Genomic DNA, 18,601 nt, shown 5'->3' on the forward strand with positions numbered 1-18,601 from the left:
CCGGAAGCCTCGAATCAACCCGCCGTCATCCCGGAATGAACACTTCCGCAGATCCCCGGCCAGAGCCGTGACTCACCGCTCCGCCACCCCCACCGACCCACTAGCGTCCCCGTCCTAAGTGGCCCGCCCCGCACCACCCGTGGCCCGGCCCGAAAGGAGGACGCCGCCATGGCGTCGCACAGGAAACCCAGGCCCGGCCCCTTCCGTACCCGGACGGTCGCGACCGTCGCCGGGGCCGCCGCCTCCGTCACGGCGCTGGCCACCCCGGGGCACGCGGAGCCCCCGCCCAGCGCCGAGCAGGTCCGGGCCCAGGTGGACGGGCTCTACCGGGAGGCCGAGGAGGCCACCCAGCGCTACGACGGCGCCAAGGAGCAGGCCGACGCCCTCCAGCGGCAGGTCACCCAGCTCCAGGACGAGCTGGCCCGCAAGACCGCCGCCGTCGAGGCCACCCGCAGCCGCCTGGGCACCCTCGCCGCCGAGCAGTACCGCAGCGGCAGCCTCTCCTCCGCTCTCCAGCTCGCCCTCGCCGACGACCCGCAGCAGTTCCTGCAGCGCGCCGGGATGATGGACCAGGCCGGCGCCATCGAGCAGCAGGCCCTGCAGCAGTACGGCCAGCAGCGCATGGCCATCGACACCCAGACCGCCGAGGCCCGGGCCAGGCTCGCCGACCTCAGCCGCCGCCAGCAGGAGCTCGCCACCGAGAAGGCCTCCGTCCAGCAGAAGCTCGCCCAGGCGCAGGCCCTGCTCGCCCGCCTCACCGCCACCGACCGGGCCGCCGTCACCCACGCCTCCCGCGACAGCCTCCGGCCGTCGTTCCCGGCGGCCCCGGTCTCGGGCCGCGCCGCCGAGGCGATCGCCTTCGCCGTGGCCCAGCTCGGCAAGCCGTACGTCTGGGGCGCCACCGGCCCCGACTCCTACGACTGCTCCGGCCTGGTCCAGGCCGCCTGGGGCGCCGCCGGCATCACCCTCCCCCGCACCACCTACGCCCAGATCGGCGCGGCCCCGCGCATCTCCCGCGCCGAACTCCGGCCCGGCGACCTGGTCTTCTTCTTCTCCGGCATCAGCCACGTCGGCCTCTACACCGGCAACGGCCGCATGATCCACGCCCCCCACCCGGGCGCCCCGGTCCGCTACGAGAGCGTCGACGCCATGCCCTTCGCGGGCGCCGTCCGCCCGGCCTGAGGGCTCGGCCTCAGGGCGCGTCCGGGTACACGAAGGCGACGTACCCCCCGTACACCGCGGAGCAGAGCGCGGCCGTGGCGAGGATCAGCACCAGCGTGGCCCGGTTGCGCACCCGCGACAGCCCCGTGGCCAGCGGCAGCAGCAGGCCGAAGGCCGGAAGCAGGAAGCGTGCCCGGGAGTTGAAGTACGCCGCGTCGCCCAGCGCCAGGACCAGCATCGCGCCGCTGAACAGCAGCAGCACCGGCGGCTGACGCTGGATCAGCGACACCGCGAACAGCAGCCCACTGCCCACCAGCACGACCCCGACCACCACGGCGGCCAGCCACACGGTGTCCCTGTCGGTCAGCAGGTCCTTGAAGGAGTAGAAGGTGCTGCGCCCGTAGTCGAGGTGGGACTGCCAGGCGTCCTGCACCCGGAAGTAGCCGTCCCAGCGGCCCTTCCGGAGACCCACCCACCCGACGAATCCGGCGAAGCCGAGCGGTGCCAGCACCATCGCGGCCGCCGCCCGCGGGCCGCCCCGCCCCTGCACCAGCTCCCAGAGCGCGGCCCCCGAGACGGCCGCGGCCAGCGCGATCCCGGTCGGCCGGCTCAGGCCGGCGAGCACACAGAGCGTTCCGGCCCAGACCCAGCGCCGCGCCACCACCGCGTACACGGACCACGCGGCGAAGGCCGTGAAGACCAGCTCCGAGTACGCCGCGCTCTCCACCACCGCGTACGGCGTGACGCCCCACAGGACGGCGGCGACGGCGGCGACCCGCCGCCCGTACAGCCGGTCCGCGACGGCGAAGATCCCCCAGGCCGCCGCCAGGGAGGCGATCCAGGCGACGGCCAGCGCGGCGTGGTTCACCGAGAGCGGCGTCAGCAGGCCGACCGCCCGGATCAGCATCGGGTAGGCCGGGAAGAACGCGTACACCTCGTACGGCCCGTGCGGCCCGGGTACCGGTGTCGAGCCGGCGTAGCCGTGCACGGCGATGTCCTGGTACCAGTACGCGTCCCACATCGAGCTCAGCCGGTACACCCCCGGCACCCCTCGGTGGGCACCCCAGGCGGCCAGCAGCAGGACGCCCACGGCGCGCGCCGCGGCGTAGCCGAGCAGCGCGGGCACCACCCCGGGCACGGAGGCGGCGGTCGGCCGGCTCTCCTGATCAACCGGCCGGTACTGCGAGCTCCGGCCGACCAGCTCGGTGCGCATCTGCACTCCAACGGTGAACCGGGCGGGACCGCGATGGCGGCACGACAGCCACCATCACATCCCTACCGTCCGCGGAGTGCAAACACAGCGTCAACGCACGCTGACGGAACGCGGTCGCCCCGGTGCCGGGCGACCGCCGGGCCGTCAGCGCGAACGCCGCTCCAGCAGCGACACAGTGAGGCCGCGCACGTGCTTGACCTCGGTCGGCGTGTAGGCGGCGCGCAGCGCGTCGGCCTCGGACTTCGGCAGCTTCTGGTACGGGTCGTCGGCGTCGCCGAAGGTCACCACCCACACCCGGGCGGTGTTCCCGAGGCACTCGGCGGGCTGCTTGCAGGGGACGGTGTAGAGGTCCTCGTTCTGCAGCGACGTCTTGGCGGCGAACACGTCCTTCAGCTTGACGTCGTCCGGCAGGTAGTAGTCGACCTCGAAGTCGAGCATCATGTACGCCGACTCGCCCCTGACCGGAACGAAGCCGTCACCGGGCTTGTAGCCGGCCGTGATGATCTTTGCCGCGCCCCGGCCGTTGGTGGTCTCGTGGGAGGTCGTGGTCCGCAGCTTCTGCTGGTCGGGAATGCCCACCAGGGTCACCACGGCGAGGCCGACGGCCACCAGCGCGCGCGGCCGGAGCGAGCTCAGTCCGGCGCCGGCGAGAACCGCCCAGGCCGGGACCGTGTAGAGCTGGTAGCGGTCGAAGAAGTAGGCGGTGTGCCCCTGCGAGATGATCCAGGTCAGCCCGATCGGCAGCGCCGCCACCAGGCCGATCTCGAACGCCGAACGGCGCCCGCGCGCCCACCCCGCCGAGACCGCGGACAGCGCCAGAATGCAGGCGCCGACCAGCCCCGAGCCGAACAGTCCGGGCCAGTAGTCGAGGAAGGTGTGCAGGTTCGGCGTCTTCAGCCAGGAGATCTGCCGGCCGACCTGGCGCTGGCCCAGGATCACCAGCGGCACCACCGGCAGCAGGCCGACCGCGACGGCGAGCGGGTAGCCGAACAGCAGCCGGCGGTCCCTGCTCCGCCACCAGCGCAGCACGACGATCGCCGCGTGGCTGCACAGGAAGACCAGCGAGACCATGTGGAACAGCCCGGCCACGGCGACGGCCAGCGCGTACGGCAGCCAGCGCAGCACCGTCGGCCGCTCCAGCGCCCGCAGCAGCAGCCAGGTCGCCGCGGACGCCGCGAGCATCACGAAGGCGTAGGAGCGGGCCTCCTGCGCGTACCGGGAGACGGAGGGGATGACCGCGAACAGCAGCCCGGAGACCAGCGCGGTGCGGGTGTCGAAGAGCTTCCTCGCAGTCAGCACCACGAAGACGGCGGCGCCCGCGACGGCCAGTGCCGAGGGCAGCCGGAACATGGTCAGGGAGTCCCCGAAGATGCTGGTCCAGCCGTGCATCAGCAGGTAGTAGGCGCCAGAGACCGCGTCGACGTGCTTCAGGAGGTCGAGCAGCTCGCCGGTGCTCCGGGTGGCCGCGCTCCAGGTGGCGAGCTCGTCCCGCCAGAGCTGCGGGCGCCAGCTGCCGCGTATGCCGAGCGCGAGCGTCAGCAGGGCCGGCCATATCCACACGGTGCGGGTGAGCAGACTTCCGGTCCGGGAATCCGAGGCCGGGAGGCGTCGCCGCGGTCGGGCGGTGGCATCCAGGCCTTCGGCCACGGGTGCCGTCGCGCTGAGGGTCATTGCGACGAACCTTCCGAGTCTGTGATCACTGCCGATTCCCCCTACGTGCACACGCTGACGAAGAGCGGTGTGGTGTCGGCGCTCGGGCGGTCGGAACGGATCACCTGGCTGAAAATGCGATCACCACAAAACCCGAGCATCCTACCCCGGGGTCCTTACGGTGAATCCGACGACGAACGGCTCCCCGCCGGTTGCAGGGAGCCGTCGCAGTCCGTGGGGCTCAGGAGAGCTCTGCGGCGCTCAGGAGAGCACGGAGACCCGGGCGCGCTCCTCGGACTTCACGGCCTTGGCCGGGGCCGGCGCGGGGGCCGAGGCGGAGTCCGAGCCGATGAAGTAGGTCGGGCGCTGCTGGACGGCCGTGTAGATCCGGCCGACGTACTCGCCGAGCATGCCGGCGCAGATCAGCTGGACCGCACCGATGAAGAGCACGGCGACGAAGAGCGAGGTCCAGCCGGGGACGGCCACACCGGAGACGAAGGCGACCAGGCTGAAGACCAGCAGTCCGAGGCAGGCGAAGAAGCTGATGATCCCGAGCCAGGTCGCGATCCGCAGCGGCGCGGCGGAGAAGCTCGTGATGCTGTCGATCGCCAGCCGGATCATCTTGCTCAGCGGGTATTTGGTCTCGCCTGCCACCCGCTCGTCACGGTGGTAGGTGACCTCGCCGCTGGGGAAGCCCAGCCACGGGACGAGCAGGCGGTACACCTGCTGCTGGTCCGGCAGCGCCTTCAGCGCCTCGACGGCGTCCCGGCTCAGCAGCCGGAAGTCGCCGGCCTGCGAGGTGACGTTCTTCCCGACCAGACGACGCATCAGCCAGTAGTAGGCACCGGCCGTACGGCGCTTGAAGCCGGTGTCGGTGCTCCGGTCCGATCGCACGCCGTACACGATGTCGAGCTTCTGGCGCTGGGCCAGTTCGAGCATCTCGGGGATCTTCTCCGGCGGGTCCTGGAGGTCCGCGTCGATGCTGACCACGTACCGGCCGAAGGAGCTGTGGAGACCCGCGGTGAGCGCCGCCTGGTGCCCCGAGTTCCGGCGCAGCTGCACGACCCGCAGTTCGGGCCACTCGGCACGGAAGTCGTCGAGGATCGAAGCGGTCCTGTCGGCACTGCCGTCGTCCACCGCGACGACCTCGTAGGAGGCGCCGATCCCGTCCAGCGCGGGCCGCAGGCGGCTCACGAGGGCGGGCAGCGCGTCCTCTTCGTTGTACATCGGTATGACGACCGACAGAGTGATCTCCGCCCGAAGGTCAACAGCCACAGCCCCGCCCACCCCAAATTCACACAGTCAGTTGACCAAAATCATACACATCAACGAACACGCCCCCCGACGTGCACAGTTCGTGCATGAGGCCTCAGATGCCCCGCTTCCGCTCGGGTCGGATGTCCTGCCGGATGTCCTGGAAGGCGGCCTCGAGCTTGCGGTGCATGAACGGCGCCAGGGGGCGCTCGACCAGGCGGTGCACCAGGTAGGCGAGCAGCAGCATGGTGCAGGCCACGGTCGCGAGCGTGGGGTACGGCCCCATCCACTCACGGACCCGGGTGATCAGCTGCCAGCCGATCTCCTGGTGCAGCAGGTACAGCGGGTAGGTGAGCGAGCCGGCGACGGTCAGCCACTTCCACTGCATCCAGTTGAAGGCACCGAGCGCGGCGGCCGTCACGACGGCGAACGCGAGCGTGGTGAGCGTCACCGTGATCGCCCACGACAGGTGGTGCTTGGTGCCGTACTCGTAACCGCCGATGACACCGCGGATCTGGTCCTGCGCGATCAGCCAGCAGAAGACCAGCATGCCCCAGAGCAGCAGGTTGGGGCGGAAGCGGTACATCAGGAAGATGACGATGCCTCCGATGAAGTACCAGGCGTACGTCGGCTGCACGAGATTGGTGAGCAGCGGCATGTTGGCCTGCGGGGCCAGCAGGGCGGCGAAGGCCCAGACCGCGCAGAAGGTCACCACCCGGCGGTAGGTGAGGCCGAAGACCAGCAGCAGGCCGAACAGGACGTAGAACCGCATCTCGGACCAGAGCGTCCAGTAGACCGGGTCGAGGTTGTCCACGCCCAGCGGCATGTTGACCATGGTGAGGTTGGTCAGGATCCGGCTCAGGGTCGGCCGGTGGGTGTTGTCACCCCAGATCGTCGGTACGACCAGCAGGACGGCCGCGGTCATCAGCACGGAGACCCAGTAGGCGGGGAAGAGCCGGACCACCCGCGAGGTGACGAACTGGCCCGGCGTCCTGCCCCAGCAGGACATGCATATGACGAAGCCGCTGATCAGGAAGAACAGCTCGACGCCGGTCCAGCTGTACGCGCCGACCAGGTGCGCCTTGGGCATGAGCTCGCTCGGCAGCCCGTGCCAGACGGCTGGGAAGCGCTCCACACCCACCCAGTGCCAGCCGACGACGCCCATCGCCGCGATCAGGCGCAGGCCGTCCAGCACGTACAGACGCGGGCGCTTGCCGCCGGACGGCGCGGCCTCCCGCCCACGTGCGACGCCCTGGTACGGCGTCGGCGGAGCCAGGGGGCTCGGAGTCGTAGCGGTTGAAGTCATCACACAGCGCTCTCGGTCCGGGTGTCAGGGGCCCACCGGACGGAGGTGCTGTGAACCGGCAGGGCGACGCTCATCTTATAGACGGATTAAAGCCCGCTGAGGATCGCACCGGAACCGTTACGTGCCCGGGCCGGAGTCGCCCTCCGCGACGCCGGCCCGGGCACACGTTCAGTGAAGTTCGTAGACGCCGATCCGCCCGTTGTCGTAGACCGGCGCGGCAAGCGTCTTCAGCTGGGGCGATTCCGCCCCGACCGAGCGGTTCACGACCAGGTAGCGGACGCGGTGGCCGCTGCGGAGCCGGCCGAGCAGCTCGGCCGTGGGGTGGTAGACGGCGTCATCGTTGGCCTTCAGCAGGTCCTGGTCCCAGAACTCCCCGGTCCCGGCGGCCATGGCCCGCGGGGCGAATCCCCAGCCCTCGATCAGGACCGAGCGCTCGGAGAAGGCGCTGAGGGTGAAGGCCTGGTTGTTCCCGCAGGCTTCGCCTGCCGCTCCGGGATCGTTCGGGTACCAGCAGTGCTCGTTGGTGAGCAGTACGTCCGAGGGCTTGCTGTGCGCACGGATCCAGCGAGCGGCCTCCACCTTGGTGGCCGGAAGCGAGAACGCACCCCAGACCTCCGGCCCCTGTGTCGGCCTGGGGAGGTCCAGGAGGAGCGTCGGAGCGCCGGCTACGAGGGCAAGGCTCAGCAGGACGATGCCGCCCCGCCCGCGCAGTGAGGTAACCCACCGGCTCGCCGCCCTCCATCCCGCCGCACACATGGCGGCGACGGCGGCCAGGGCCAGGGCCGCGACCAGGAACGGGACGAGCCGAGCGTACGTCGTCCGTTCCGGCTTGGTGACTCCCGTGAAGTCCAGCGCAAAGGTCAGCCAGTCTGCGGCGTAGGTCCGGATGCCGTAGGTCAGGAGCCCGATGAAGACGAGCGTCCCGACGGCAAGGGCGACCTTCGCGCGGTTCGTCAGGGCGGCGCGCTCGAAGACCTCGCAATAGCCCCAGGCGGAGAGCAGGACACCGAACGCGAGGCCGGTGTGGGTGAAGTAGCTGGAGTTCCAGCCGTTGAGCGTGAGGTACACGGCAGGGCCGGCGATGGCGCCGCCCAGCAGGAACCACTGGAGCGCGTCGAGGCGGAACCGGTGGCGCCAGAGGAGCGGTATCGCGCCTATGACGCGGAGTTGGGTGTTGAGCAGGAAGGCCGCCCAGGTTGCGGCGACGATCAGGACGTGGACGGCGGCCGAACGGACGTCCTTCGGATCGGCCCAGTAACCGCTGATGTTGACCAACGGGTCGACCTTGAGGCCGTAGCTCTCGAAGCGGAACACGACGGCCGTGGAGAACAGTTGCCCCGCCGCGACGGTCGCACCGAGACCGACGATCCTCCAAGGTATCCGCCGAGTACCGATCAGAACCGCCAGCCCGGCCAGGGCAAGCCCGGCCAGAGTGACCGGCAGGGACGTGGCCTTGGCGGCGCTCGAGGCGAAGGCGAACAGGCCGGCGAGCACGTACACCCCGCGGCCGATCGACGGGACACCGTCGGCACCCCGGCTGCGGAGGCCCTCGCCGATGGCCCCGATCAGCGCGAGGAGCAGCGGCTGACTGTAGGTCATCGAGACGCTGGCCCAGACCATGAGGGTGGTCTGTGGAGAACCGAACGGCATGCTGACGGGGTCGGTCGCGTTGAACTCGCCGATGGCGAAGATCAGCAACGCCGCCACCGGTCCGACCCAGGGCCGGCCCGTGAGGCGCCAGGCCACGACGCCGACAACCAGCATCGTGAGTGCGCACAGAGCCGGGATCATCAGGCGCATCTCGACAACGGGCAGGTCGATGTGTCCGACCAGACTGGTCATGGCCTCATGCACGAAGGCGAACCAGTGGTAGTGCAGCGGCTCGTCGGCGACCTGCGGAAGGGTCAGTGGGAAGTCGTGCTTCGCGTTTCCGGCCAGGGAGAGCTGATAGGGCAGGTCGATGAACTGCCTGGACTGCTCACTGGTCGGGAGGATGGCATTTCTCGCCAGGTAGACCCGGTAGAGGTAGCCGGTGGTGAGGGCGACGGTTCCGGCGACCGCCCATGACCAGCCCAGCGAGGGGCTGGTGTACCCGCGCGGGCGCCAGTGGCGTCGCAGGCGGGGCACGGCGGCGAAGGGAATCACCACGGCCAGCGGCCAGAGGATCGCCGCCGACTGGATCCCGAGCGCCATGAGTACGGCCCAGGCGATCAGTTCCAGGGCAAGGCCGGTGACGGCACCGAGAACCAGGTCCTCGACCAGCGTGTGGGGCGTACGCCTCAGGGACCTGAACACGAGCGTGCCCGGGAGCAGTACACCCCAGACCGCGTACCCGACGTACCGTGCGATGTCGGAGACGGGCGTATCGGATGCCACGAGCGCCGCGAATATCAGAGCCAGGGTGGCCACTGCCGGCAGACAGCGCCACAGCGCTCCGGCTCTTCCCCCGCTCCCCCGGCCGGCGCCGCTGTCCGCAGATCCCGTCGTGGGTGCCGTGCTGTCAGTGATGCCCATCAAGGCTGCTTACTCTCCTAGGAACTTTCCTCGCCCGAGGCACCTGTCAAGGCAGACGCTCCCGCGGCGACAAGGAGCTCCCCCTTGAGCAACGGCACGCCACGCCACGGCTCCGGTGCACTGGAACGGCGACGACCCCCCGGTCGCAGAGCTGCGGACGGGCCCGGGCAGACTGCCGCGCCGAGGGCGATCATCTCGGAGGTCGGCGTCCGAGCGCCTGGGCATCGAATGCCGAGGAGCCTTTCCGGGCCGTCAGGCTATCAATGGCGATCGGGCGGGACAGCGCCGGGGTCACCACCGATCGAACACCTGGCGCACACCCTGTCTCCTGTTGGGCTCCCGCAATGTGATCGACCTCGGCTCGCCGTAGCCTCGGGCTCGGCACTCCGCCGAATGCCAGAAGCTGCCCCCGCAACCGGAACGCGGGGGCAGCTTCTGGGTGTTCTGCCGGTCAGACCAGCCGGCGGGCCGTGGCCCACCGGGTCAGTTCGTGACGGTTGCTCAGCTGGAGCTTGCGCAGGACGGCCGAGACGTGGCTCTCCACCGTCTTGACCGAGATGAAGAGCTGCTTGGCGATCTCTTTGTACGCGTACCCGCGCGCGATCAGCCGCAGCACCTCGCGCTCGCGCTGGGTGAGGCGGTCGAGGTCCTCGTCCACCGGCGGGGTGTCGGTCGCGGCGAAGGCGTCCAGCACGAAGCCGGCCAGACGCGGGGAGAAGACGGCGTCGCCGTCCGAGATCCGGAAGATGGCGTTGACCAGGTCCGTGCCCGTGATCGTCTTGGTGACGTAGCCGCGCGCACCGCCGCGGATCACCCCGATCACGTCCTCCGCGGCGTCCGAGACGGACAGGGCGAGGAAGCGCACCCCCGTCGGGTCGGCCATCAGCGGGGCGGAGCGCCGCAGCACCTCGACACCGCCGCCGCCTGGCAGGTGGACGTCGAGCAGCACCACGTCGGGCCGGGTCTCGGCGACGACCTGGACGGCCGACTCGACGTCGTCCGCCTCGCCGACCACGTCGATGCCGGTGACCTCGGTCCGCCCGATCTCCGCCCGGACGCCCGTACGGAACATCCGGTGGTCGTCCACCAGGACCACGCGCGCCACTCGCTCAGGGGCAGCTTCAGTCATCAGCTCTCTCCATCTCCAGCTCGACCTCGGTCCCGCCGTCCGGCGCCGGCCGCACCCGTGCGGTGCCGCCGTTGCGCTTCATCCGGCCGATGATCGACTCCCGTACGCCCATCCGGTCCTCGGGCACGCTGTCCGGGTCGAAGCCGGGGCCGTGGTCGCGGACGAACACCGACACCGTCCTCCCCTCCACCTCTGCGTACACCTGGACCGGTCCCCCGCCACCGTACTTGGCCGCGTTGACCATTGCCTCCCTCGCGGCCTGCATCTGCGCCGAAATGCGATCGTCCATCGGGCAGTCGCCGACGCAGACCAGCTCCACCGGGACACCGTGCAGGTCCTCGACCTCGGCGACCACCGAACGGATCCGCTCCGCCAGGGTGTCCGGCGCCGCCTCCGCGGCCGCCTCGGGGCGGTACAGCCAGAGCCGCAGCTCGCGCTCCTGCGCGCGGGCCAGCCGCAGCACCTCCTTGGCGTCGTCGGCGTTGCGCTGGATCAGCGTCAGGGTGTGCAGCACCGAGTCGTGGACGTGCGCGGCGATCTCCGCCCGCTCCTGGGCCCGGATGCGAGCCGTCCGCTCGGCGCCCAGGTCCTGCCACATGCGCAGCGCGTACGGGCCGACCAGCACCAGGACGCCCGCCAGCACGGCGAGCGCGGCCTCCACCACGGAGGCCAGGGTGGAACCGCTGCCCTGCAGGACCAGGAAGCCGACGATGCCGGCCACCACCAGCAGCACACCCGCGCCGACCCTGGTGTACGCGCTGCGCCGCTTCGATCCCTCCTCCAGGCCGAACCAGCGCTGCCAGCGCGAGTCGTCGGCCTGCCGCCACACCAGCGCCACCCCGACGCCGATGGTGAGCAGCGGCCAGACGTACGGCTTGGCGGTCTGGATGTGCAGGGCGCTGAGCAGCGCCATGATGCCGACGACCAGCATCAGCAGCGCGAAGAGCTGGCCGAGCCCGCCCCGGGCGGACTGCTGCGGAACGGCGGTCGGCGCCTCGGCGGGCTCGGCCGGCTCGCCGTGGAAGGTGCGCTGCAGCAGGTCGCGCAGCCGTCCGACGCTGCGCTGCCGGCCCTTCCTGATCTCCCCGAAGCTTCCGGCCCGTGCGGCCGGGACGAACGTGCCGTTGACGTACACCCACTGCGTCCCGCCGGCCGCGGCGGGCTCACCGATACCGATCGGCACCACGAACCAGAACGCCGCGTACAGCAGCCCGCCTATCCCCTGGGCGAAGAAGAGCAGGATGAACGCGGCCCTCACCCAGGCGACGGGCAGCCCGAGGTGCACCGCGAGCCCGTGGGCGACGCCGCCCAGCATCCGGCCGTGCGGGCTCCGGTAGAGCTTGCGGTACGCCGGTTGCTCCGCGTCGGACGCGGCCAGGTCGGGGCCCGCCGCCGACGGGCCGTCAGGGACGAGGGACTTGGGATCGATGCCGGGTGCTGCCACGCCCCCGATGGTCACACGTCCGCAGGCCCGGGCGCATCAGGGTGGAGCCCCTAGGACGTCTCAGGGACAGTTCAGGGTCCGAACCGGGCCGCGGACGGTTGGGCGGGGCCCCGCCAACCAGCAGGATGGAGGCATGACGGACGACCCCACCGCAGAAGCCGCCGCAGAAGGCGAAGCCGAACCCGCCCAGGCGTCACGGCCTCCACTGACGCGCAGCGAACGCCACCGTGTGGTGGCGGGCGTGTGCGGCGGTCTCGGCCGGCACCTGGACATCGATCCGGTGGTCTTCCGGGTGGTCATCGCCGTGCTCTGCCTCTCCGGCGGCCTGGGCCTCTTCCTCTACGGTCTCGCCTGGCTGATCGTCCCCCGCGAGCCGGTGGACGGCCGCGCCGGACGGACGGAGCTGCAGCGGGTACTGACCGGCCGGGTGGACGGGCAGTCGATCGGCGCCGTGCTGCTGACGGTGATCGGTACCGGGGTGTTCTTCTCCTCGATGGGCGACGGCGGGCAGATGTTCCCGCTGCTGCTGCTCGGCGGCCTGGTCTTCCTGGCGGTCCGTTACGACCCGGAGCGCCGCCGCCGGGCGCGTGGGTCGGTCCGCCGCAGTGCTCCCGACGGCGGCCCGTACGACCGGCTGACCGAGGAGGGCCCCACCCAGCAGGTCGACTGGGTGACCTGGCGGCAGCAGCTCGCCCAGGACTTCCGGGCCGAGTGGCAGGAACGGAAGGCGGATCTGCACGAGCACCTGCGCCGCGCCCCCGTCGGCACGGCTCAGCAACTCCGCGAACAGCACGCCCAGGCCCGGGCCGCCGGCACCGTACCGGCCGACACCCCGCCGCCCGGCCCGTCCGGCTACCTGTGGGACCCGCGGCACCCCGAGCGCAACCCGTACGGCGCCCAGACGCCCCCGCCGGGCGCACCGGCCCAGCCCTGGTGGCAGCGCACCGACCTGCCGGAGGGCGACCCGCTGCGCAAGCCCCCCGTCACCGCCCCGGCCGACGTACCTGCCGCGCCGGTGGTGTACCGGCACCACAGGCGGCGCTCGTTCCTCGGCCCGCTGGGCCTGCTGCTCTCGGCCGGCGCGGGGACGCTGGCCTGGTGGGTGTCCCGGGCCCAGGGCGAGGAGGTGCGGATCTCCACCGTGCTGGCTGCGGCGCTGCTCGGGCTGGGCGTGGCGCTGCTGGTGGGCGCGAAGCTGGGGCGGGCGCGTGGACTGGCCGTCCCGGCCCTCCTGCTGACGCTGGCACTGGCCGGCACGGCCGGCTCGCACGCCACGGTGGGGTCGGCCTTCGGCGACCGCTTCTGGGCGCCGACGACGGCCGGCGACCTGCAGAGCGAGTACAACCTCGGAGCCGGCGACGCCCGGCTCGACCTGAGCCGGCTCGACCCGGCGGGAGGAACTCTCACCACCTCCGCCCGGCTGGGAGCAGGTGACATGAGGGTCACCGTCCCCGCGAACGTGGACGTACGCCTGACGGTACGCAACGCGCTCGGCGACGTCCGGCTCCCCAACGGGGAGGCCTCGACCGGCTCGGGCAACGACCGGGTGTACCAACTGCACCCGACCAGCGGTCAGGCGGCCAAGGGCACGCTCGACCTCACACTGACCGTCGGCATCGGAGACATCCAGGTGGTACAGGCATGAGGAAGCATCGGCTCGATCTGTTCTCGCTGATCGCGGGCGGGCTCTTCACCGTGATCGCCACCCTCTATCTGGTGGCCTCGCTCAACGACCTCTCGGTGAACGGACGGATCGTCATCCCGGTGACGTTCATCGTGCTGGGCACGGCCGGGCTGGCCGGCGCGGTCGCCGCGATGTCGCGGCGCGGGCGCACGGAGGTGCCCCCCGACGAGGAGCGGAGCTCGTAGGCCCTGCGCGTCGGGGGACCCCCAGGGGCGCGAGGAACTGCGCGAGTCGGAAGGGCACCGAGGTGCCACTGACTCACTGCGCCCGGCTGAACGTCGGCGTCTTCCGGTTTCGCGCAGTTCCTCGCGCCCCTGGGGTGTGACCCTGAACTGAGGCCAGATCAGCTCTGGACCGGCCCGAGGTCCAGCTTGTCGCCGTCCTTGGTGACGGTGTACTTGGGCAGCGGCTTGGTCGCAGGGCCGTTGATCACCGCCCCGGTGGCCGCGTCGAAGCGCGAGCCGTGGCAGGGGCAGTACATCTGGCCGTTCTTCGGGGCGTCCACCGCGCAGCCGGAGTGCGTGCAGACCGAGGAGAGTCCGCAGTACTGCCCGGCCTTGGGCTGCACGATGTACACGGCGTCCCCGGTGGCCGGGTCCTTGACCTGGGCCGAGCCGCCGACGGGTACGGCCGAGGCGGCGACCGAGACCTTAGCGGCCCCGCCTCCCGTACCGCTCGGCGACGGCGTGGGCGTCGGCGCAGGCGCGGGCGCGGCGGCGGGGGTCTTCCCGGAGCGCCCGAAGGTCGCCGTCAGCGACCCGGCGAGCAGCCCGGCCCCGCCGAGTGCCACGGCCGCGATGCCGCCGTCCACCAGGGCCCGCCGGCGGACGCTGTCCTCGGCCAGCCCGCGCGTGCGGTCCCGTCCGGCCCGCCGGGCCAGGTAGCCGTCGACCGAGAGGTACGGCGTGCCTGCCAGCACCAGCGGGGTCCAGGCCATCAGGTACGCGAGGTCGTTGCCGAGGTAGTACGGCGAGACGTTCCAGCTGATGGTCAGCCAGAGGCTGAGGTTGATCAGCGCGCCGCCGACCGCCGCGAGCCGCCCCCAGAGCCCGAAGAGCGTGCCGAGCCCGACCGCCAGCTCGCCGAAGGCGATGGCCACCGCGAAGAAGGTCGGCGCGTCCAGGGCCGGGCCGAGGGCCCAGCTGATCGGGCTGTACGGCTTGACCGCCTGGGTCTGCGAGACGAAGGAGGCGGGGTCGGAGGCGCCCGCGAGGTAGTGCGAGTCGGAGAGCTTGTCGAACGCGGCGTAGACGAAGGTCACCCCGAGAAAGAGCCGTAGTGGCAGCAGCGCGTACTGCGAGGCCAACTCTCGCCACTCCGCCGCTCGTCCGGCTCTGCCCGACCGCTCTCGTCCGTCATGCCCCGCCGCCATGCCGACACCCTTCGCTCACCGCCTGTCAACTGCTGACAGGTCCGGTCCGATTCTGCCTGTTGCGGCCGCCTCACCGTGGCACGCCCCGACAACAGACGGCCGCGCCGCCGCTCCCTTGAGTACGGGAGCGGCGGCGCGGCCGTTCAATGCTCTACGGGATTACTCCCACTCGATGGTGCCCGGCGGCTTGCTGGTGACGTCCAGCACCACGCGGTTCACGTCCTTGACCTCGTTGGTGATCCGGGTGGAGATCTTCGCCAGCACCTCGTACGGCAGGCGCGACCAGTCGGCCGTCATGGCGTCCTCGGAGGAGACCGGGCGCAGCACGATCGGGTGGCCGTAGGTGCGGCCGTCGCCCTGGACGCCGACGCTGCGGACGTCCGCGAGCAGCACGACCGGGCACTGCCAGATCTCGCGGTCGAGACCGGCCGCGGTCAGCTCCTCGCGGGCGATGGCGTCGGCCTCGCGGAGCAGGTCCAGACGCTCCTTGGTGACCTCGCCGACGATGCGGATGCCGAGGCCCGGGCCCGGGAACGGCTGGCGCTGGACGATCTCCTCCGGCAGGCCGAGCTCCTGGCCGACCATCCGGACCTCGTCCTTGAACAGCTTGCGCAGCGGCTCGACCAGCGAGAACTGCAGGTCCTCGGGCAGGCCGCCGACGTTGTGGTGGGACTTGATGTTGGCGGTACCGGTGCCGCCGCCGGACTCCACCACGTCCGGGTACAGGGTGCCCTGGACCAGGAAGTCGACCGACTCGCCGTGCTCGCCGGCCTCGGCCACGATCTCGGCCTGCGCCTGCTCGAAGACCCGGATGAACTCCCGGCCGATGATCTTGCGCTTCTCCTCCGGGTCGCTGATGCCCTTGAGGGCGCTCAGGAAGCGCTCCTCGGCGTCCACGACCTTGAGCTTGACGCCGGTCGCGGCGACGAAGTCCTTCTCGACCTGCTCGGTCTCGTCCTTGCGCATCAGACCGTGGTCGACGTACACACAGGTCAGCCGGTCACCGATGGCGCGCTGCACGAGTGCGGCCGCGACGGCCGAGTCCACGCCGCCGGAGAGGCCGCAGATGGCGCGCTTGTCGCCGACCTGCGCGCGGATCAGGGCGATCTGCTCGTCGACCACGTTGTGGGTGGTCCAGGTCGGGGCGATCCCGGCACCGCGGTAGAGGAAGTGCTCCAGGATCTGCTGGCCGTGCGTGGAGTGCAGGACCTCGGGGTGGTACTGGACGCCGTAGAGCTTCTTCTCGTCGTTCTCGAAGGCGGCGACCGGCACCACGTCGGTGGAGGCGGTGACGGTGAAGCCCTCGGGGGCGGCGGAGCAGGCGTCGCCGTGCGACATCCAGACCGACTGCTCGGCCGGGGTGCCCTCGAAGAGGGTGGAGCCGTTCTTGGAAACGTGCAGCGGGGTGCGGCCGTACTCGCGGGCGCCGGTGTTGTCGACCGTGCCGCCGAGCGTGACCGCCATCAGCTGGAAGCCGTAGCACATGCCGAAGACCGGGACACCGGCCTCGAAGATCGCGCGGTCGAGCTGCGGCGCACCCTCCTCGTAGACCGAGGACGGGCCGCCGGAGAGGATGATCGCCTTCGGGTTCTTGGCGAGCATCTCGGCGACCGGCATGGTGCTCGGCACGATCTCGCTGTAGACCCGGGCCTCACGCACCCGACGGGCGATGAGCTGGGCGTACTGGGCACCGAAGTCGACGACCAGGACGGTGTCGAGCTCAGGTACGGACTTGTCGGGGGTAGCAGAGGACACGGACGGCCTTCCGGCAGCGGTGTGGGGGTGTCACCGCCGATTCTACCGGGCCGGTCGGGTGCCCCGGTTTTCACCCGCTTGCGACGTGACCGCCACCGGTGGCGAATCGTTGTTCCTGCTGACCGTACGGCCACGCCGCACCGCCCAGGTGCGGGACGGCCCGCACGGTCGGCGAACCACGCGTGGATCTGTTTTCTCAGTCCACCGGCATGCGTGGCGCCGCCCTCCGGCGGTGCCGTGGGACCGTGCGCCGGTGATGTGGCCGGCCAGCAGGGGACAGCGACCCCGGCCACGACTGAACCGAATGGGACGTGCGGCGGTCGCCGTCCGGGACGCCGGGCGCCGACCGCCGCACCTCCCGCCGCACGCCTGCCCCGGCGTGCGCTCCCGCTTGCCACTACTACGGAGCGTAGTCGCCGCTCCGGGTGATCGGATGTGCTCGCAAACTGCTGCGGGCAGGGTACGGCAGTGAGGGCGGTCGAAAATTGGACTGTGCCGAACTGCGTCGAATCGGTTGCAGAGTAAGGGCTCCGTCCAGCACGATGCTGGTTGTGGGGGTTGACCGGCCGGCCTGACGGCGGCCGGAAATCTGTCATCCCGGGTGCCCGACACGACCGACGGTGACAACGGTTATCACCTCACGCTCCGTGAAGGTCGACCCGGCCCTTGCACCGCGCGCCGCACACCGCACCACCCCTGCGGGTGTCCGGCGCCACCCGAAGCCATCCGACGAGACGGCGCTCTTCCCCCGGCGCCGTCGCCTCCAGCACCGGCGCTGCCCTGACGCCGCGTGCTGAGCGACAAAGGGCCCCGTTCCCCCGCGGGGCCCTTTGCCCTTTCCCGGCTTCTGCGGCGGGCATTGCGACCAGACAGATCTGTCTGTTAACTTCTTTCCAGGCCGACGGTCCACCGACGAAAGGGGGCGGCCCGATGAGCACTGTGCCCAAGCGGCTGCCCGCCCGCGAGCGGATCCTCGACACCGCCTGCGAGCTGTTCGCGACCCACGGGATCCGCGCGGTCGGCGTCGACCGGGTGATCGCCGAGTCCGGTGTCGCCAAGGCCACGCTGTACTCGCACTTCCCCTGCAAGGAACGGCTCGTCGCCGAGTACCTGCTCCGCTCCGACCAGGCCTGGCGCAGCAAGCTGCGCTCGGCCGCGCTGGCCGCCGGGCCGGACCCGCGCGACCAGCTGGTCGGCGCCTTCGACGCCCTCACCGCCGCCTACGACGCGCACGGCTTCCGGGGCTGCAGCTTCATCAACGCCGCCGCCGAGTGCGAGCTCGGCACCGAACCGCAGACCATCGCGGTCGAGCACAAGCGCACCGTACGCGCCTGGCTCCAGGGCCTGGCCACCGTGGCCGGCGCCACCGACCCGGAAGCGCTGGCCCGGCAGCTGAGCCTGCTGATCGACGGCGCCCTCTCGGCCGACCATCTCGAACAGTCCGGCCAGGCCGCCGTGGCCGCCAAGGCCGCAGCCAGGGCGCTCGTCGCGCAGTCCTGTCCGTAATTTCTCCCTGCGCCACCGGTCGGTGGCGCTTTTCCGGACCTTCACCAGACAGACCCGTCTGTCCGTTTCGACTCAGGAGACACCCATGTCGCAGCGCACCCTCGTCCTGCTCGCCCACCCCACCACGGCGCAGTCCCGCAACAACACCGCTCTCGCCGACGCCGTCCGCGAGCTGCCGAACGTCACCGTGCACGACCTCTACGCCGAGTACCCCGACCACCGGATCGACGTCGCCCGCGAGCAGCAGCTGGCCGAGCAGCACGACAGGATCGTCTTCCAGTTCCCGTTCTACTGGTACTCCACGCCCGCCCTGCTCAAGCAGTGGCAGGACGAGGTGCTGCTCTGGGGCTGGGCGTACGGCACCGAGGGGAACGCGCTGCGCGGCAAGACCCTGCAGGTCGTCACCACCACCGGCGGTGGCGCCGACTCCTACCGGCCCGGGGGCTACAACCGCTTCCCGATGGAGCACCTGCTGAGCCCGCTGGACCAGATGGCGCACCTCACGGGCATGGTCCTCGCCGACCCGCTGATCCTGCACTCGGTGCGGGAGACCAGCGACGAGGACCTGGCGCTGTTCGCCAAGCGCTACCGCGAGCTGCTGGAGGGCTGAGGC

General features: G+C 71.2%; 14 protein-coding genes and 1 pseudogene. 5 read left to right on the forward strand and 10 right to left on the reverse strand.

Features of this window, described 5'->3' with window-relative positions; all coding sequences use genetic code 11:
* The first annotated feature begins 168 nt into the window (after positions 1-168).
* The gene (locus FB465_RS13695; RefSeq protein ID WP_145790673.1) at positions 169-1,182 is read left to right on the forward strand and encodes a C40 family peptidase; all 1,014 of its coding nucleotides are present in this window, start codon (positions 169-171) and stop codon (positions 1,180-1,182) included.
* 10 nt (positions 1,183-1,192) lie between these two features.
* Here the strand turns inward: FB465_RS13695 and FB465_RS13700 are convergent, their stop codons facing one another.
* The 7 genes from FB465_RS13700 to FB465_RS13730 all read right to left on the reverse strand — a co-directional run bounded on the left by FB465_RS13700 (position 1,193) and on the right by FB465_RS13730 (position 11,605).
* On the reverse strand, positions 1,193-2,374 hold the full coding sequence (locus FB465_RS13700; RefSeq protein ID WP_145790675.1) for a glycosyltransferase family protein: 1,182 nt from the start codon (positions 2,372-2,374) through the stop codon (positions 1,193-1,195).
* Between the two features lie 144 nt (positions 2,375-2,518).
* Positions 2,519-4,045 carry a glycosyltransferase family 39 protein gene (locus tag FB465_RS13705; RefSeq protein ID WP_145790677.1) on the reverse strand — a complete coding sequence of 509 codons (1,527 nt, stop codon included), beginning with the start codon at positions 4,043-4,045 and terminating at the stop codon, positions 2,519-2,521.
* Between the two features lie 240 nt (positions 4,046-4,285).
* Positions 4,286-5,275: a glycosyltransferase family 2 protein gene (locus tag FB465_RS13710; protein ID WP_281292383.1), complete on the reverse strand. Its 990-nt coding sequence runs from the start codon at positions 5,273-5,275 to the stop codon at positions 4,286-4,288.
* Between the two features lie 118 nt (positions 5,276-5,393).
* Positions 5,394-6,584, reverse strand: a complete 1,191-nt coding sequence (locus FB465_RS13715) for an acyltransferase family protein (protein WP_145790681.1) — start codon at positions 6,582-6,584, stop codon at positions 5,394-5,396.
* A 168-nt stretch (positions 6,585-6,752) separates the two neighbouring features.
* Entirely contained in the window at positions 6,753-8,960 is a 2,208-nt protein-coding gene (locus FB465_RS13720; protein WP_145790682.1) for a hypothetical protein, read from the reverse strand.
* Positions 8,961-9,549: 589 nt separating this feature from the next.
* Positions 9,550-10,227 (reverse strand): LuxR C-terminal-related transcriptional regulator, encoded by a 678-nt coding sequence (locus tag FB465_RS13725; protein WP_145790684.1) that lies wholly within the window; start codon positions 10,225-10,227, stop codon positions 9,550-9,552.
* Positions 10,220-11,605: an ATP-binding protein gene (locus FB465_RS13730; RefSeq protein ID WP_246193209.1), complete on the reverse strand. Its 1,386-nt coding sequence runs from the start codon at positions 11,603-11,605 to the stop codon at positions 10,220-10,222. The genes FB465_RS13725 and FB465_RS13730 overlap by 8 nt, the downstream gene beginning before the upstream one ends.
* A gap of 199 nt (positions 11,606-11,804) precedes the next feature.
* Between FB465_RS13730 and FB465_RS13735 the strand changes: the two genes are divergently transcribed.
* Positions 11,805-13,316 carry a PspC domain-containing protein gene (locus FB465_RS13735; RefSeq protein WP_170290579.1) on the forward strand — a complete coding sequence of 504 codons (1,512 nt, stop codon included), beginning with the start codon at positions 11,805-11,807 and terminating at the stop codon, positions 13,314-13,316.
* Positions 13,313-13,540 carry a hypothetical protein gene (locus FB465_RS13740; protein ID WP_145790687.1) on the forward strand — a complete coding sequence of 76 codons (228 nt, stop codon included), beginning with the start codon at positions 13,313-13,315 and terminating at the stop codon, positions 13,538-13,540. The genes FB465_RS13735 and FB465_RS13740 overlap by 4 nt, the downstream gene beginning before the upstream one ends.
* 158 nt (positions 13,541-13,698) lie before the next feature.
* Here the strand turns inward: FB465_RS13740 and FB465_RS37930 are convergent, their stop codons facing one another.
* The 3 genes and pseudogenes from FB465_RS37930 to guaA all read right to left on the reverse strand — a co-directional run bounded on the left by FB465_RS37930 (position 13,699) and on the right by guaA (position 16,482).
* Positions 13,699-14,166 (reverse strand): Rieske (2Fe-2S) protein, encoded by a 468-nt coding sequence (locus FB465_RS37930; RefSeq protein ID WP_246193211.1) that lies wholly within the window; start codon positions 14,164-14,166, stop codon positions 13,699-13,701.
* A 42-nt stretch (positions 14,167-14,208) separates the two neighbouring features.
* Positions 14,209-14,727: pseudogene (locus tag FB465_RS37935) on the reverse strand (DoxX family protein); the annotation flags it as partial.
* A 159-nt stretch (positions 14,728-14,886) separates the two neighbouring features.
* Positions 14,887-16,482, reverse strand: a complete 1,596-nt coding sequence (gene guaA, locus FB465_RS13750; RefSeq protein ID WP_145790691.1) for a glutamine-hydrolyzing GMP synthase — start codon at positions 16,480-16,482, stop codon at positions 14,887-14,889.
* Between the two features lie 930 nt (positions 16,483-17,412).
* Here guaA and FB465_RS13755 point away from each other — a divergent pair.
* Together FB465_RS13755 and FB465_RS13760 are read left to right on the forward strand one after the other, a co-directional pair.
* Entirely contained in the window at positions 17,413-17,988 is a 576-nt protein-coding gene (locus tag FB465_RS13755; RefSeq protein WP_145790693.1) for a TetR/AcrR family transcriptional regulator, read from the forward strand.
* 85 nt (positions 17,989-18,073) lie between these two features.
* Complete coding sequence (locus FB465_RS13760; protein WP_145790695.1) at positions 18,074-18,598, forward strand: NAD(P)H-dependent oxidoreductase; 525 nt, start codon at positions 18,074-18,076, stop codon at positions 18,596-18,598.
* Positions 18,599-18,601 lie beyond the last annotated feature (3 nt).

Origin of the sequence: Kitasatospora atroaurantiaca, from assembly GCF_007828955.1 — a bacterium.
Taxonomy (GTDB): domain Bacteria; phylum Actinomycetota; class Actinomycetes; order Streptomycetales; family Streptomycetaceae; genus Kitasatospora; species Kitasatospora atroaurantiaca.